The organism is Streptomyces sp. NPDC102259, assembly GCF_044766465.1.
Taxonomy (GTDB): domain Bacteria; phylum Actinomycetota; class Actinomycetes; order Streptomycetales; family Streptomycetaceae; genus Streptomyces.
The window spans coordinates 406,044-419,783 of the sequence record NZ_JBIWMA010000004.1 but is presented as its reverse complement, the minus strand read 5'-3'; the positions used below and the strand labels follow the sequence as shown (position 1 = coordinate 419,783).

At 72.2% G+C, this 13,740-nt stretch carries 15 protein-coding genes; 9 read left to right on the top strand and 6 right to left on the bottom strand.

From position 1 onward, the window contains the following. Positions 1–10: 10 nt before the first annotated feature. Positions 11–622, top strand: coding sequence for a hypothetical protein (locus ACIRPU_RS13730; protein WP_403866016.1), 612 nt, complete (start codon positions 11–13; stop codon positions 620–622). A gap of 336 nt (positions 623–958) precedes the next feature. Further along, positions 959–2,542 (top strand): carbohydrate-binding protein, encoded by a 1,584-nt coding sequence (locus tag ACIRPU_RS13725; RefSeq protein ID WP_403866258.1) that lies wholly within the window; start codon positions 959–961, stop codon positions 2,540–2,542. A 75-nt stretch (positions 2,543–2,617) separates the two neighbouring features. Here the strand turns inward: ACIRPU_RS13725 and ACIRPU_RS13720 are convergent, their stop codons facing one another. From ACIRPU_RS13720 to ACIRPU_RS13710, 3 genes are all read right to left on the bottom strand, one after another. Continuing rightward, positions 2,618–3,121, bottom strand: coding sequence for a DinB family protein (locus tag ACIRPU_RS13720; protein WP_403866013.1), 504 nt, complete (start codon positions 3,119–3,121; stop codon positions 2,618–2,620). Positions 3,122–3,266: 145 nt separating this feature from the next. Then, the gene (locus ACIRPU_RS13715; RefSeq protein WP_403866010.1) at positions 3,267–3,725 is read right to left on the bottom strand and encodes a pyridoxamine 5'-phosphate oxidase family protein; all 459 of its coding nucleotides are present in this window, start codon (positions 3,723–3,725) and stop codon (positions 3,267–3,269) included. A 69-nt stretch (positions 3,726–3,794) separates the two neighbouring features. Further along, positions 3,795–4,454, bottom strand: coding sequence for a TetR/AcrR family transcriptional regulator (locus tag ACIRPU_RS13710; protein ID WP_403866007.1), 660 nt, complete (start codon positions 4,452–4,454; stop codon positions 3,795–3,797). A 155-nt stretch (positions 4,455–4,609) separates the two neighbouring features. Here ACIRPU_RS13710 and ACIRPU_RS13705 point away from each other — a divergent pair, with 155 nt between their 5' ends. The 4 genes from ACIRPU_RS13705 (at position 4,610) to ACIRPU_RS13690 (ending at position 8,375) form a co-directional block, all read left to right on the top strand. Next, positions 4,610–5,641: a medium chain dehydrogenase/reductase family protein gene (locus tag ACIRPU_RS13705; protein ID WP_403866004.1), complete on the top strand. Its 1,032-nt coding sequence runs from the start codon at positions 4,610–4,612 to the stop codon at positions 5,639–5,641. A gap of 127 nt (positions 5,642–5,768) precedes the next feature. Continuing rightward, positions 5,769–6,413: an SRPBCC family protein gene (locus tag ACIRPU_RS13700; RefSeq protein WP_403866001.1), complete on the top strand. Its 645-nt coding sequence runs from the start codon at positions 5,769–5,771 to the stop codon at positions 6,411–6,413. 136 nt (positions 6,414–6,549) lie between these two features. Further along, a complete protein-coding gene (locus tag ACIRPU_RS13695) occupies positions 6,550–7,281 on the top strand; it encodes an RNA polymerase sigma factor (protein WP_403865998.1) in 732 nt (243 codons plus the stop codon). After that, positions 7,278–8,375 (top strand): CU044_5270 family protein, encoded by a 1,098-nt coding sequence (locus ACIRPU_RS13690; protein ID WP_403865995.1) that lies wholly within the window; start codon positions 7,278–7,280, stop codon positions 8,373–8,375. The genes ACIRPU_RS13695 and ACIRPU_RS13690 overlap by 4 nt, the downstream gene beginning before the upstream one ends. A gap of 40 nt (positions 8,376–8,415) precedes the next feature. Here ACIRPU_RS13690 and ACIRPU_RS13685 read toward each other — a convergent pair whose 3' ends face one another. Continuing rightward, positions 8,416–8,868 carry a DUF5707 domain-containing protein gene (locus ACIRPU_RS13685; RefSeq protein ID WP_403865992.1) on the bottom strand — a complete coding sequence of 151 codons (453 nt, stop codon included), beginning with the start codon at positions 8,866–8,868 and terminating at the stop codon, positions 8,416–8,418. 283 nt (positions 8,869–9,151) lie between these two features. Between ACIRPU_RS13685 and ACIRPU_RS13680 the strand changes: the two genes are divergently transcribed. The 3 genes from ACIRPU_RS13680 to ACIRPU_RS13670 all read left to right on the top strand — a co-directional run bounded on the left by ACIRPU_RS13680 (position 9,152) and on the right by ACIRPU_RS13670 (position 12,622). Continuing rightward, entirely contained in the window at positions 9,152–11,485 is a 2,334-nt protein-coding gene (locus ACIRPU_RS13680; protein ID WP_403865989.1) for a histidine kinase, read from the top strand. Continuing rightward, the gene (locus ACIRPU_RS13675; protein ID WP_355702493.1) at positions 11,482–12,165 is read left to right on the top strand and encodes a response regulator transcription factor; all 684 of its coding nucleotides are present in this window, start codon (positions 11,482–11,484) and stop codon (positions 12,163–12,165) included. Before ACIRPU_RS13680 ends, ACIRPU_RS13675 begins: the two co-directional genes overlap by 4 nt. A 106-nt stretch (positions 12,166–12,271) precedes the next feature. Then, positions 12,272–12,622 (top strand): SCO4225 family membrane protein, encoded by a 351-nt coding sequence (locus tag ACIRPU_RS13670; RefSeq protein ID WP_403865985.1) that lies wholly within the window; start codon positions 12,272–12,274, stop codon positions 12,620–12,622. A 2-nt stretch (positions 12,623–12,624) separates the two neighbouring features. Here the strand turns inward: ACIRPU_RS13670 and ACIRPU_RS13665 are convergent, their stop codons facing one another. Both ACIRPU_RS13665 and ACIRPU_RS13660 read right to left on the bottom strand, forming a co-directional pair. Then, positions 12,625–12,975 carry a MerR family transcriptional regulator gene (locus ACIRPU_RS13665; protein WP_403865982.1) on the bottom strand — a complete coding sequence of 117 codons (351 nt, stop codon included), beginning with the start codon at positions 12,973–12,975 and terminating at the stop codon, positions 12,625–12,627. Positions 12,976–13,425: 450 nt separating this feature from the next. Next, entirely contained in the window at positions 13,426–13,737 is a 312-nt protein-coding gene (locus tag ACIRPU_RS13660; protein WP_355702495.1) for an SCO5918 family protein, read from the bottom strand. Between the last annotated feature and the right edge of the window lie 3 nt (positions 13,738–13,740).

Here is a 13,740-nt window from a genome sequence, read left to right as displayed (position 1 = left end):
CGAGGTTCCGGTGCGCTGCCGCGGGACCGACGGCGTCGTGGCGGGGGAGGAGGCCAGCGAGTCCGGGTGGGTGTTCGTCGACGACCGCGACGGGGCGCCGGCGGAGGGCGGGGTCCGGCGCGCGTCGGAGCGGGTCACCGTCGGGCGGGTGTGCTCCAGGGTCGGTTCCTCGCCGCCCGCCGTGGTCGGGGTCTCCGGCACCGTGGCGGCCTGGGCCTGGTCGCCGGTCTGCCGGTCCAGCGCGGCGAAGGTCAGCCCGCCGCCGACGAGGGCCACGGCCGTCGCGACCACGGCTCGGCGCTGGCTCTTCTTCCAGCGGGCCAGCTGCCGTCGCCGGGCCGCCCGCCCCGGCGGCGCGTACGGAACGGACGGCGCGAGCGGCCCGGACTCCCCGGACTCCCCGGACTGCGTGGACTCTGCCGACTGCGCGGGCGGCGGGCTCGCGGAGTCGGGTGACGGGGCGGCCGGCGGGGCGGCCGACGGCGCCGTGTCCGCGTACGCGGTCGTCGGAAAGGCCGTTGTCGCGGGCGTGGGCGCCGGCGGCGGTATCCGTGTCGGTCTCGCGACCTGCGCGGGAGCGATGCCGCGGTCGACCGTGACCGGCGCGATGTCGGGAGCGTAGGCGCCGCATCCAGGGCACACCAGGGCGCCGTTGAGATGCCGACGACACGTGGAGCAGTAGTCCATCTGCGGTCTTCCTACGCGGGGGTCCGATGGCCGGCAACGCTAACGAGTCGTTCGCGGGACTGTGTGCAGTCTGTGTGACGCTCCTGCACGGATCCCTTGAGGAGATGGAGCACACCCGGGCACACACAAGGTATCCGTCCATAGATGTGAACAACAAACAGGTACACGTCTCTTGACGCGGTCACGCCACGCCCCTAACTTCCGGGAGAAAGCGCTTTCTGGTCCGGCCGACCCGCACTCGTTCCGTTCCTGGAGATGACCCATGCGAACCATGCAGCTGAGATCCGTCACGGCCTGCGTCAGCCTGGTGGCCGGAGCGCTCGTCGCGCTCTCCGGCACCACGGCCCAGGCGGCCACCATCACCCGCTACGAGGCCGAGACCTCCCCGGCCGTCTGCACCGGCGCCATCGACTCCGACTGGACCGGCTACTCCGGCAGCGGATTCTGCAACGGCACCAACGCGACCAGCGGATACGCCCAGTTCACCGTGAACGCGGCCACGGCCGGCACGGCGACGCTGAACGTCCGCTTCGCCAACGGCACCAGCACGGCCCGCCCGGCCTCCCTGGTCGTCAACGGCGCCACCGTGCAGACGCCGTCCTTCGAGGCCACCGGCGCCTGGTCGACCTGGGTCACCAAGACGCTCACCGTGTCCCTCAACGCGGGCAGCAACACCGTCCGGCTCACCCCCACGACCGCGGACGGCCTGCCCAACGTCGACTACCTGGAGGCGACGACCGCCGACAGCACCACACCCCCGGCCGGCGGCGCGCTCTACGTCTCACCGAGCGGCACGGACGGCGCGGCCGGCACCCAGTCGGCCCCGACCACCCTCACCTCGGCGATCAGCCGCGTCACCGCGGGCGGCACGATCTACCTGCGCGGCGGGACGTACGCCCAGGGGTCGACGGTCACCGTGCCGGCGACCAGCAGCGGCACGGCGAGCGCGCTCACCACGCTGTCCGCCTACCCGGGTGAGACGCCGGTCCTCAACTTCTCCGCGCAGAGCGAGAGTTCGTCGAACCGGGGGCTCCAGCTCTTCGGCTCGTACTGGCATGTCTACGGCATCGTCGTCGAACACGCCGGTGACAACGGGATCTACGTCGGCGGCAGCCACAACGTCATCGAGCGCACCATCACCCGCTACAACCACGACACCGGGCTCCAGCTCGGCCGGATCGCCTCCACCACGCCCACCGCGCAGTGGCCGTCCGACAACCTGATCCTCTCCGCCGAGTCGCACGACAACGCCGACTCCGACGGCGAGGACGCCGACGGCTTCGCCGCGAAGCTCACCACCGGGACCGGCAACGTCTTCCGGTACGCCGTCTCGCACAACAACATCGACGACGGCTGGGACCTCTACACCAAGACGGACACCGGCGCCATCGGCCCGGTGACCATCGAGGACTCCCTCTCCTACAACAACGGCACGCTCTCCGACGGCACCGTGAACTCCAACGGCGACCGCAACGGCTACAAGCTCGGCGGCGACGACATCGCCGTCAACCACGTCGTACGGCGCAGCATCGCCTATCACAACGGCCATCACGGGTTCACGTACAACAGCAATCCGGGCTCCATGGCCGTGTCGAACAACCTGAGCATCGACAACGCCGAGCGCAACTACTCGTGGGACGCGGGGACCTCGGTGTTCCGTACCAACACGTCCTGCCGCTACAACGTGAGCGGCTCCAACGACAAGACCATCGGTGACGCCGACAGCACCAACCAGTTCTGGACCGGAGCCAACGGCTCCCGGTGCGCCTCCTCCTACGGCGGCGCGCTCGCCTGGTCCTTCGCCTCGAACGGCCAGCTGGTGGTGACGCTGGGCGGCACCAGGGTGACGCTGTAACGAGCGGCCGGCACGGGTGCGGGGGGCCTCCCCTCGCACCCGTCGCGGTGTCGCACCTGATGTACCGCACTCGCGTCACCGACCGATCGAGCCGTCGATCCGCTCGCGCAGGATGTCCGCGTGACCGGCGTGCCGGGCGGTCTCTTCGATCATGTGGACCAGCACCCAGCGCATCGACGGCGGCGAGGTCTCGCGCAGCGAGCGGGCGCCGGGGCGGTCCAGGTCGGTGCAGGCGAGGGCGACCTCGTTGGCCCGGGCGACCGCCTCGCGATAGGCGTCCGCCAGGTCCGACGCGGTGTCGTCGGCGGACACCGCACTCTCGTCGTCCCAGCGCTCGCGGTCGGCGCCGGCGTAGGCCCAGACGAACCAGTTGAGCTCGACGGCCGTCAGGTGCTTGAGCAGTTGGAGCAGGCTGGTCCCGGAAGGCACGCCGGCCGTGCGGACCGCCGGCTCCGGGACGCCGGCCGCCTTCGCGAGGACGGACTCGCGCAGGTAGTCCAGGAAGGCCAGCAGGGTGGTCTTCTCGTCGGCGTTCAGGCCGGGGGGCCGTAGATCGGGGCGGGGCTCCACAGTCGTCATGGCGGAACCGTAGATGATCGATTCACGCCGTCAGTGGTCGTATGCAGTCACCGAGCGCCTGACGGGCCGCCCGGTGTGCTCGTTGTGCCAGATAGCGGCGGTCTCCCCCGTCTCATGCGCGCAGCCAATCCTTGGATTCGACCATCTAGCCGTCGATGTCGAGCGCCGTACCGTACAGCCGGTCCACCTTCAGCCGGACGACCACCCGGCGTTTGGCGACCTGCTGCTCCAGGAACCCGTCCTCGTCCTCGGGCCGCGCGTCCGCCGGGATCATCCCGAGCAGCTCCCGTCCGACCGCGTCACCGGGGACGGTGGTGACCTCGGAGACCTCGGCCACCCCCTCGGCGACGGCGAACGACCACACGTCGTCGCCGGGCACGTGCAGGGCGGCGTGCGGGTCGCGGCGCAGGTGCTGGACCTTGATGCGGTCGGCCGTCGTCGAGAACCGCACGATCCGGTCGTCGGCGTCCCAGCTGTAGAGCATCGTGGTCAGATGCGGGTGACCGGTACGCCGGACGGTGGCGAGCGTGCCGAACCGCTGCCGGCCGAGCAACTCGGAGAGCGCTCCGTCGGACAACGTGCGAGGTGCGGGACCTTGAGTCATGCCATGACCAACTCCCCTGACCCCACGGGTATTTCATGCCAGTCGTGGGTGGGGGCCCGCAGGTTCGTCTCAGTTCGGCGGGGGGGCGGTCAGGGTGGTGAGTTCGGCGGTGAAGAGCTGGGTGGGGTCGAAGCCCATTCCGGTGAAGTGGCCCGCCAGTTCGAGGGACAGGACGCCGTGCAGGCGGGTCCAGCAGGTCAGGGCTCGTTGGAGGGCGGCCGGTGGGGCGGAGTGGCCGTTCGTCCACCGGTCGCCGAGGCCTTCGAGGTGCGCGGCGAGCGGGGTCGCCGGACCGTCGGCGGGCAGGTCGGCGCAGGCGTCGAGCAGGGCCGTCATGATCTCGGACGCGATCAAGGTGACGTCGTCGGGCGCGTGGTAGCCCGGGACGGGGGTGCCGTAGACCAGGAAGTACCGCTGCGGGTCGGCCAGGGCCCAGTCGCGCAGCGTGTGCGCCAGCCCGGACAGGCCGGCGCCGGCGGCCGAGGCGGTGCGGAAGGCGTCGGCGAGGCTCCGGTACGCGTCCCGGACCAGCTCGGTGATCAGCTCGTCACGGCCGGCGAAGTACCGGTACAGCGCGGGCCCGCTCATGCCCATCTGCTTGGCGATCGCGTTGAGGGACAGCGCTGACGCCCCCGCCGTGGCGATCTGCTCCCACGCGCGTTCCTTGACCTCCGCGCGCACCTGGGTGCGATAGCGCTCGCGCGGGGTCGTCGTGCCCGTCTCCGCCATGGTGTGCCGCCACCTCTCCGCTCGCACTCACTCGCTCACGTCTACATCCTCAAGATTTAGTTAGAGGCTATCACGAAGGTTATTGACACCTCCCTTCGATCTGCGTTACAACTTCTAACGAACGCAAGCACAAGTAACGCTCACTGGAGGTCGTCATGAACGCCGAAGGACTCGTCGAGGTCGTCCTGCCGGGCAAGGTCGAGCCGGAAGGACTGCGGATCCGGCACGGAGCCGTCCCCACGCCGGGCGCCGGGCAGGTGCTGATCCGGATGGAGGCGACCGGGGTCTCCTTCGCCGAGCAGCAGATGCGCCGCGGTCGCTACTACGACCAGCCGCCGTTCCCCTTCGTCCCGGGCTACGACATGGTCGGCACGGTGCTGACCACCGGCGAGGGCGTCGAGCCCGGCCTGGCCGGCACCCGGGTCGCCGCCCTGCTCAAGGTCGGCGGCTGGTCCAGCCATGTCCTCGCCGACGCCGCCGACGTGGTGCCGGTGCCCGCCGGGATCGACGCGGCTGAGGCGGAGACCCTGGTGCTCAACGGCATCACCGCCTGGCAGATGCTGCACCGCAAGGCACGGATCCGCGCGGGCGGCACCATCGTCGTGCACGGCGCCAACGGCGGCGTCGGCTCGGTCCTGGTCCAGCTGGCCCGCGCCGCCGGCGTCCGGGTGATCGGCACGGCGTCCACCCGCCACCACGACGCCCTGCGGGACCAAGGAGTCACCCCCGTCGACTACCGCGCCGACAACCTGGCCGCACGGATCCGCGAACTCGCCCCCGGCGGCGTGGACGCCGTCTTCGACCACGTCGGCGGACGGGGCATCGTCGACTCCTGGCGCCTCCTCGCCCCCGGCGGCACGCTCGTCTCGTACGGCACCGCCTCCACGCGGGACGACGAGGGATCCAAGCAGTGGCCCGTGCTGAAGCTGCTCGGCCGACTGTGGCTGTGGAACGCGCTGCCCAACCGCCGCCGCGCCTACTTCTTCAACGTCTGGGCCGGCCGCGCCCTGGCCAAGAACCGCTTCCGGGCCCGCCTGCGGACCGACCTCACCGAGCTCTTCGCGGCCCTCCAGCGCGGGGACGTGACGCCCCGGATCGCCGCCCGGCTCCCGCTCGCCGACGTCGCCGAAGCCCTTCGTCTGGCCGAGTCCGGCACGGTCGCCGGCAAGGTCGTCCTCCACCCGTAGGGCTCCGCCGCACGTGAGCGAGGGCGCTCGTACCCGCTGCCCGCGTCCCGTACCCCGTCCCGTATGCCTCGCATGCCCCAGCCACCGGCCCACCGGACCACCCGGCCGCCTCACCAAGGGAAACCTCATGCCCACCACCCGGACGCTGCCGTTCGCGCTCCCGCTCGCACTCCCTCTCGCGCTCGCCGTCGTCGGCGCCCTCGCCACCGCCGCCCCGGCCGCCCAGGCCGCGCCCGCTCCGACCGCCGCCCAGCAGAGCCGTGCGTCCCAGTGCCGGGGGCAGGGCGTGGACGCCTCCGCCCGCATCCGCTACCACTCCGACGTGGTGATCAAGGCGCCGCTGAGCACCGTCTGGAAGCTCCAGACCGACGTCGAACGGTGGCCGTCCTGGCAACCGCCCGTCCTCAGCGCCGAACGCCTCGACGCCGGCCCGCTCCTGAAGGGCTCGCGGTTCCGCTGGACCACGCCCGCGCCCGCCACGCCCACCACCCCCGCCACCACCCTCGAGATCACCTCCACCGTCCGGCAACTCCGGCGCGAGGCCTGCGTCCTGTGGAGCGGACCCGCGATCGGGCAGGGCCTGCGTGTCGACGAGGGCGTCCACCTGTGGACCTTCACCGAGGTCAAGGGCGGTGTCCGCGTCCACACCGAGGAGACCTGGACCGGCGACCAGGTCGAAGCCGACGTCCCCACCGCGACCGCGGCGCTCGGCGCGGGCCTCGAAGCCTGGCTCCACGACCTGAAGACCACCGCCGAACACCGCCGGGGGTGACGGCGGCCGCGTGCGAACCTCTACGCCGGGGCCGGCCCAGGACGGACGGCCCGGTACGAGTCGGCGGGGCGAGTGTGGCGCAGGTCACGGGAAGTCGGTGTCGAGTGCCGGACAGCTCATTGAGGTGAGCACTCATATGCGTACCCGGGTACGGGCCGGGGAGTCGAGCGCGTTCGCGGAGTTGTTCGACGACTACGCCCGCGCCGTCTACAACCATGCCTTCCGGCTGACCGCGGACTGGTCGACGGCCGAGGACGTGATGGCCGCGACCTTCATGGAGGCGTGGCGGCTGCGTGAGCGGGTCGATCCCGAGGGCGGCTCCCTGCGGCCCTGGCTGCTGGGCATCGCCACCAACACCGCCCGCAACCAGCACCGCAGCAACCGGCGGTACCGGGCGGCGGCCGGCGTCGCCGCGGCGGCCGAACTGTCCGTGCCCGACCATGCCGACGAGGTCGCCGACCGGATCGACGACCGGCGGCGGCTCGCGACGGCCCTCACCGCCCTGGCCACGCTGCGCAGACCGGAGCGCGAGGTGGTGGCGCTCTGTCTGGGGGAGGGGCTGGACTACGAGGCCGCGGCCGAGGCCCTGGGGATCCCGGTCGGCACCGTCGCCTCCCGCCTCTCCCGGGCCCGCAAGAAACTGTGGGCGCTCGCCGAGGACGAGCCGGCCCCCCGTCCGGCGGCCGACCGGACGCTCGACCGGATGTCCAAGCGGACCCCCGCCCCGATGTCCGACCCGATGTCCGAGCGGAACGCCGACCGGCCGCCTGAGAAAGTTCGCGGAAATCGGGAAGGCGGCCGCACCGGACGACAGGTAAGAGGCGATCACGCAAACGTGGTCCGGCCCGTGCAGGGAGGAAACCGATGAACGCGAACACGTCCCGGCAGAGTCCGGCCGAGGGGGAGGAGAGCGCACAGCTCTTCGCCCGGACGGCGCGTGACCTGCCGACGGGCCGTCACCAGTTCCACAAGGAGCGTCTGATGGCCCAGATCCACGAAGCGCGACAGGAAGAGCACACGCCGGCGGCTGCCCCGGGCGGCACCCGGCGGCTGCGGCTGCCGCACCCGGCGATCACCTGGCCCGTGCTGGCCGCCGCGCTGGCCGGGGTGGTCGTCGCCGGTGTGGCGACGACCGGGGGCGACGGGGTCAGGGACGGCGGTGTCGCCACCGGGCCGGCCCTGACGACGACCGTCGGCGTCGCCACCAGCAAGGGCGTGCCGCAGCTGCTCGACCAGATCTCGCTGGCGGCCGCCGAAGACGACCACCCGGTGGTCCGGCCGGGTCAGTACATCTACATCGAGTCCAAGTCGGCCGACACCTTCCTGAGGACCGTCGACGACAAGACCACCCTGGCCAGTCACCAGCTGCACACCCGTCAGCTGTGGGACTCCCCGGACGGCACCAAGGGCTGGCTGATCGACCCCGCCGTCAACGACAGCCCCGAGGGCGAGACCCTGAGCCTCCCCGACGAACTGGGCAACACCCCGAAGGCGCACCTGGGCGCTCCGTCGTACGACTACCTGTCCAAGCTGAGCACCGACCCCGACGTGCTGCTCGCCAAGATCTACAAGGAGACCGAGGGGCAGGGGAACACGCCGGACCAGCAGGCCTTCACCACCATCGGCGACCTGCTCACCGAGAGCTACCCGCCGGCGGAGCTGTACTCGGCGCTGTTCAAGACCGCCGCGAAGATCCCCGGTGTCGTGGTCGTGAACGACGCGGTGGACGCGGTCGGCAGGCACGGGGTGGCGGTGGCCCGGCTGGACGAGACCAGCGGCCAGCGCGAAGAGTGGATCTTCGACGCGAAGACCCATGTCTTCCTCGGTGAGCGCTCGGTCCAGGTGAAGCAGCTCAGCGGGACGGACGCCCTGATCAAGCCCGGCACGGTCACCTACACCAGCGCCATCCTGAACCGGGCGATCGTCGACGGCATCAAGCAGACGCCGTCCCAGGCCGGCTGACCCAGTTCCGACCGACCCGGGCAGTGGTCCGCGTACGCGGTCAGCCGGTGACGTCGAAGACGGCGGCACGGGACACGAACGCCGTGCCCCCGTCCTTGGCGGTCGCCAGCGCCGAGACGTGCCAGGTGCCCCCGGGCATCTCGGCCGCCTCCGCCGCGGTGACCTTCACCGTGTAGGTGCAGCGTGCCTTCTCGGTCGAGACGGTCCGGCACACGGCGCTGTCCACGTCCTTCCGCATGTCGTCCTCGGTCGGGTCGAGCTTCGAACTGACCGGCCACGCGAGGACCTTGAGGCCCCGGACGCCGGAGTCGTCGCTCACGTCCGCGGTGAAGGTGAGGCTGCCCGCACTCCCGTGGGACGGAGCGACAAAGCGGGCCGAGCCGTTCGCCACGGCCGGCTCCGTGGCGCCGTAGGCCAGGGCGAGACCTCCGGCGGCCACTCCGCCGAGGACGACGACACCGACGATGGACGGGACGAGAACGCGCTTGGACATGGGAGATCCCCCTGAATTCACTGATTGGCTGGATTGGATTGATTGACTGAACTCGCTGAACTCGCTGAATTCGGCGAACGCGGCGTGTTCGGTGTGCAGAAGCGGTGGTCGACCGCTTTCCCGATGTGATCGAGGCTAGGACCGGGGACAGGGGCCTGTCCTCGCGCTGCGGGACGATCGCGGTGTCGAACCGCAGGTAGAGGAAGTGCAACCCAGGTAAGAGAACGAAATCCGCCTCCAGCGGGAGGGGGCCCGCTCACCTGCGGCCTAGCCTGGACCGGCCATGAATCGAACCGACGACCGGCTGCTCCCGGTCCTGCTGATCTGCGGCCAGGCCGCCGTGTGGCCGGGCGCGGCGCTGGTGCGCGGGGCCGTTCCGCCCGCGTCCGCCCTGTTCGTGGCGGCTCTGGTGGCCGGTTCGGTGACGGCCGCGCTCGCCCTGCGCCGCACCCGCCCGGTGGCGGCCCTCGTCGTGGTCGCCGCGGCCTGCGCGCTGGGTGCGGGGCCGCTGCCCACCGGGGCGATGGCGGTGCTCGGGACCGCGGGGGTCGCGTCGGCCCTGTTCACCGTGGCGACCGAACGCGACACCTTCACCGTCGTGCTGTGCGGAACGGCGCTCGCCGTCTGGCAGTTGCTCCAGGGCATCAGCCTGCACGGGCTGAGCGACCGCGACGGACTCGACCTCGTCCTGACCGCGCTGCTGTACGCGACGGCGTGCGGCGCCGGTCTGCTGGTTCGGCGGACCCGACGCGCACGCCGAGCGGCCGAACGGACGCTGAAGCGGGCCGAGGCCGAACGCCATCGGCTCCCGGAGGCCGAACGACGTCGTATGGAAAGGGAGTTGCACGATGTCAGCGCCCACCATCTGACGGCCGTCGTGGTCACGGCGGGAGCGGCGCTCGGGCTGCGCGACCGCCGTCCCGAACTCGCCGACGAGGCGCTGGAGTTCGCGGCCGAGACCGGGCGCGAGGTCACCCGGGCGCTCGGCGCGGTGCGGGCGCCGACTCCTTCCCGGGAGGAACTGCCGTCGCCGGAGGAACGGCTGCGTGCTCTGGTGGAGGGGTTCCGCCGGCTGGACCAGCGGGTGGACCGCGAGATCGACGCCCTGCCGGACGGCGTGGTCGCGGACGCGGTGTACGGCATCGTGCGCGAGGCGCTGACCAACGTGGCACGGCACGCGCCCGGAGCGCACACGACCGTGCGGTGCCGGTACGACGACAGCCGCACGGAGGTCGCGGTCACGAGCGCGGCGCCACCGGCCGGTTCGGCGGCGCACGGGGCGGACCTGGGTGGCGGCCGAGGCCAGGGCTTCCTGCGGGCCCGGGCCCGGGAGGCGGGCGGCAGGCTGACCAGCGGCCCGACGGCGGACGGTGGCTGGGAGGTGCGTGCGGTGCTGCCCGGCCGGACCGCCGCCCCGGCGGAACGGCCCGTGCCGCGGAACTACCGAGCGGCGCAGCTGACGGCCGCCGCCGGCCTCGTCCTCCAGCCGCTGCTGCCCGCCCTGGTCATCCACGCGCGGCCCACGTCGAACAGCACGCAGGTGTCCGCCGGTGTGCTCTTCGCCCTGCTGGCGGCGGCACAGGCGGTCGCGCTGCTGTGGCTGCGCCGGGCGCCCCGCACCGCCCGGGTCGTCCTGCTCGGGCTGGCCCCGCTCTGGCCGGTGGCGATGGCCGCGGGCGACTACAGCGGCCCGGTCGCCCTGCCCCCGGCGCTGAGCATCCTGGCGACCTGCGCGGCGATCGCGGCGCAGGCGTCCCGCTCCGGTCCCGGTGTGTCCGGCGCTGCCGAAGAGCGTCGTCGGGTGGGCCCGGTCGGGTTGTTTCCGGGGGCGGCCGTGGTCGTGCACGCGACGGCCGTGGCGGTCGCCGTTCTGGGCCGGGGGACGTCGGTCCCCCTCTGGGCGGTGGTCGGGTGGGCGACGGCCGGGGCGGCCCTGGCGGTCGGCGCGGCCGGCCTGGTCGGGACCTTGCGGGGGCGGCGCGACCGGGCCGCCCGGGGCTCCCGGGACGAACGCCTCGCCGCCTGGACCGAGGAGGCCGTCCGGGACGCGTGGGCCGAACGCCGCCGGATCGCCGCCGGACTGGAGACCACCGTGCTGGCGCGTACCGCCGACATGGTCACGGAGGCGGAGGCGGGCCGGCTCGACGCGACCGCCGAACGCGCCCGCGAGGCCCTGGCCGCGATGCGCGCCCTGCTCGACACGGTCCGGCAGGGGGCGACGGGGCCCGAACTGCGGCCACAGCCCACCCTCCAGGCGCTCGATCTGCTCGCCCGCCAGTGCCGGGCCACCGGCCGCGACGTCGAGATACGGTTGACCGCCCGGGTGCCGGAGCGGCTGCCCACGGCGGTCGACCTGACCGCCTACCATGCCGCCGAGACGGTACTGGCGGCCGGCGGCGAGGAGCCCGCGGTGCTCGAACTCGACGCGGACGGCGCTATGTTGACGCTCACGGCCACCGGGGTGCCGCGTGCCGCCCGCCCCGCCGTACGGGAGCGGCTTGCGGCACGGGTCGCGGCGCTCGGCGGCACCCTGATCACCGGCCGACCGGACACGGTCGGTCTCCGGCTGCCACTCGCGCCGGTTCCGCGGCAGGGCGACGAGGAGAGGGAGCGATGAGCCTCAGCGTGCTGGTCGTCGACGACCAGGGCATCGTACGGGCGGGGTTCGCCGCCGTGATCGACGCCGAGGATGACCTGACGGTCGTCGGCGAGGCAGCCGACGGCGTCGCCGCGGTGCGTCTCGCCGAGGAGCTGGCGCCGGACGTGGTCGTCATGGACGTCCGGATGCCCGAACTGGACGGCATCGCCGCCACCCGGATCATCACCGGCCGGGAGAACGCGCCCCGGGTCCTGGTGCTGACCACCTTCGACCTCGACGCGTACGTCTTCGACGCGCTGCGCGCCGGCGCCTCCGGATTCCTGCTCAAGGACGTGCACCCCGCCGAGCTGCTGCACGGCATCCGGGTGGTGGCCGCCGGTGAGAGCGTGCTCGCCCCCTCCGCGACCAGCCGTCTCATCGGCCACTACGCGTCCGCGGCGGGCTCCGGGCAGCGGACGGGAGGCGGCTCCCGCGAGCTGGACAGCCTGACCGCCCGCGAACGGTACGTCCTCACGCTGATCGCGACGGGACTCAACAACGCGGAGGTCGCCGAGGAGCTCGGGATCACCGTGGGCACCGTCAAGTCCCATGTGAACGCGCTGCTGCGCAAGCTGGGTCTGCGCGACCGCGTACAGGCGACGATCCTCGCGTACGACCTCGGCCTCGCCCGCCCGAACCCGCCGGGCACCCACCTCTGACGGCCCTCCACCAGCAGCCCGAAGCCCCCGACCGCAGCACCGTCCACCGCAACCGAGGAGTCCGCCGTGACCGAGAAGCCCACCCCGTGACCGAGGAGTCCGCCCCGTGACCGGTACCGGCTCAGGCCGAGCCCTCCCACACCGTCTTCTTCACCGGCTGCGCCGGAGTCTGGGCCACGCCCTCGGTGACGTCTTCGCCCGTGGCTACCTGGCGCTCTGCGCGGTCCTGCTGGTGTGGGCGATCGTGGTGACCGCCGGCGACAGCTCGGGCGAGTCCATGGCGGGCGTCGTCCCGCTGCTCGCCACCGCCCCGGGCGGCTTCGTGCTGCTCGTGCTGCCGGACGGCGTCGCGATGTTCGTCGTCGCCGTCGTGTTCGGTGCGCTGGTCAACGCCACGGTCATCGGCTGGTGCGCCCGCGCCCTGCGCCGCGGCGAGCGCCCGGACCCGACGCCCTGAGCTCAGCCGGAACCGGAACCGGGGCCGTCGGAGCCTTCGTCCGCGGCGCGGCGGTACTCGGCGTTGATGCGCTGAGCCTCCTCGAGCTGGTCCTCGAGGATGACGATGCGGCAGGCGGCCTCGATGGGAGTGCCCTTGTCGACGAGCTCGCGGGCGCGGGCGGCGATCCGGAGCTGGTAGCGGGAGTACCGGCGGTGTCCGCCCTCCGAGCGGAGAGGCGTGATCAGCCGGGACTCGCCGAGGGCTCTGAGGAAGCCCGGAGTGGTGCCGAGCATCTCTGCTGCCCGACCCATCGTGTACGCGGGATAGTCGTCGTCGTCCAGACGACCGCCGAGCGGGGTATCTGCTGTCATCTCACCTCGTTGTGCAACGCGTCGAGGGGCCCTGGTGCCGTACGGCACCAGGGCCCCGAGGGAAATTCAACACCATCGGTCGGCTGTGCTGCTGCGCCGACCTTCTGTTTCGCTACCCGGGCCCGTCGTACGGGCGGGGGCGCGTGGATCGCGGTTGCGTGACCGGGGACCACCTTCCCATCCATGGCCTTGCGGTACCCGAACCCGGAGTCTTCCTCGGGTCGGGCGATCCTGATGGCGTATGCGTTTCCGTCCTTCCTCTGAACCGACCACTGCCTGGTCGTGCGTACGCAAGAAACGTTACCCAAGCCGCATGCCAATGTCTACTCTGACAAGAGTAGATTTCGGTTCCCCGAGGGTGCAGATACCGTTCAGGCCCGCACAACGCGGTGAGGGCCCTGCCGACAGGTGTCGGCAGGGCCCTCACGGTACTTCCGGGTCTTCGGCCCGTCAGGCCTCCCACACCCCGGGGGCGCCGAGCAGCGCCGAAGCGCTCTGCATCGGCGTCAGGTCCTGTACGGGCGTGGCGGGGTGCTCGTGGCAGGTGAAGCCGAGGCGGACCATGGCCCGCACGACCTCGCCACCGGTGAAGTCACGGCGGTCCTGGCGGGTGATGATCTCCCCCACCTGCTTGACGGGGTAGCGGCGACGGCCGATGGTCACGGACTCACCCGTGACGGGCTCGGGCGTGATGCCCTTCATCGAGTCCATGACGCCGTCCTTGGTGAGGTCGAACGGGTACCGGGCGATGACACAGCGCATGGA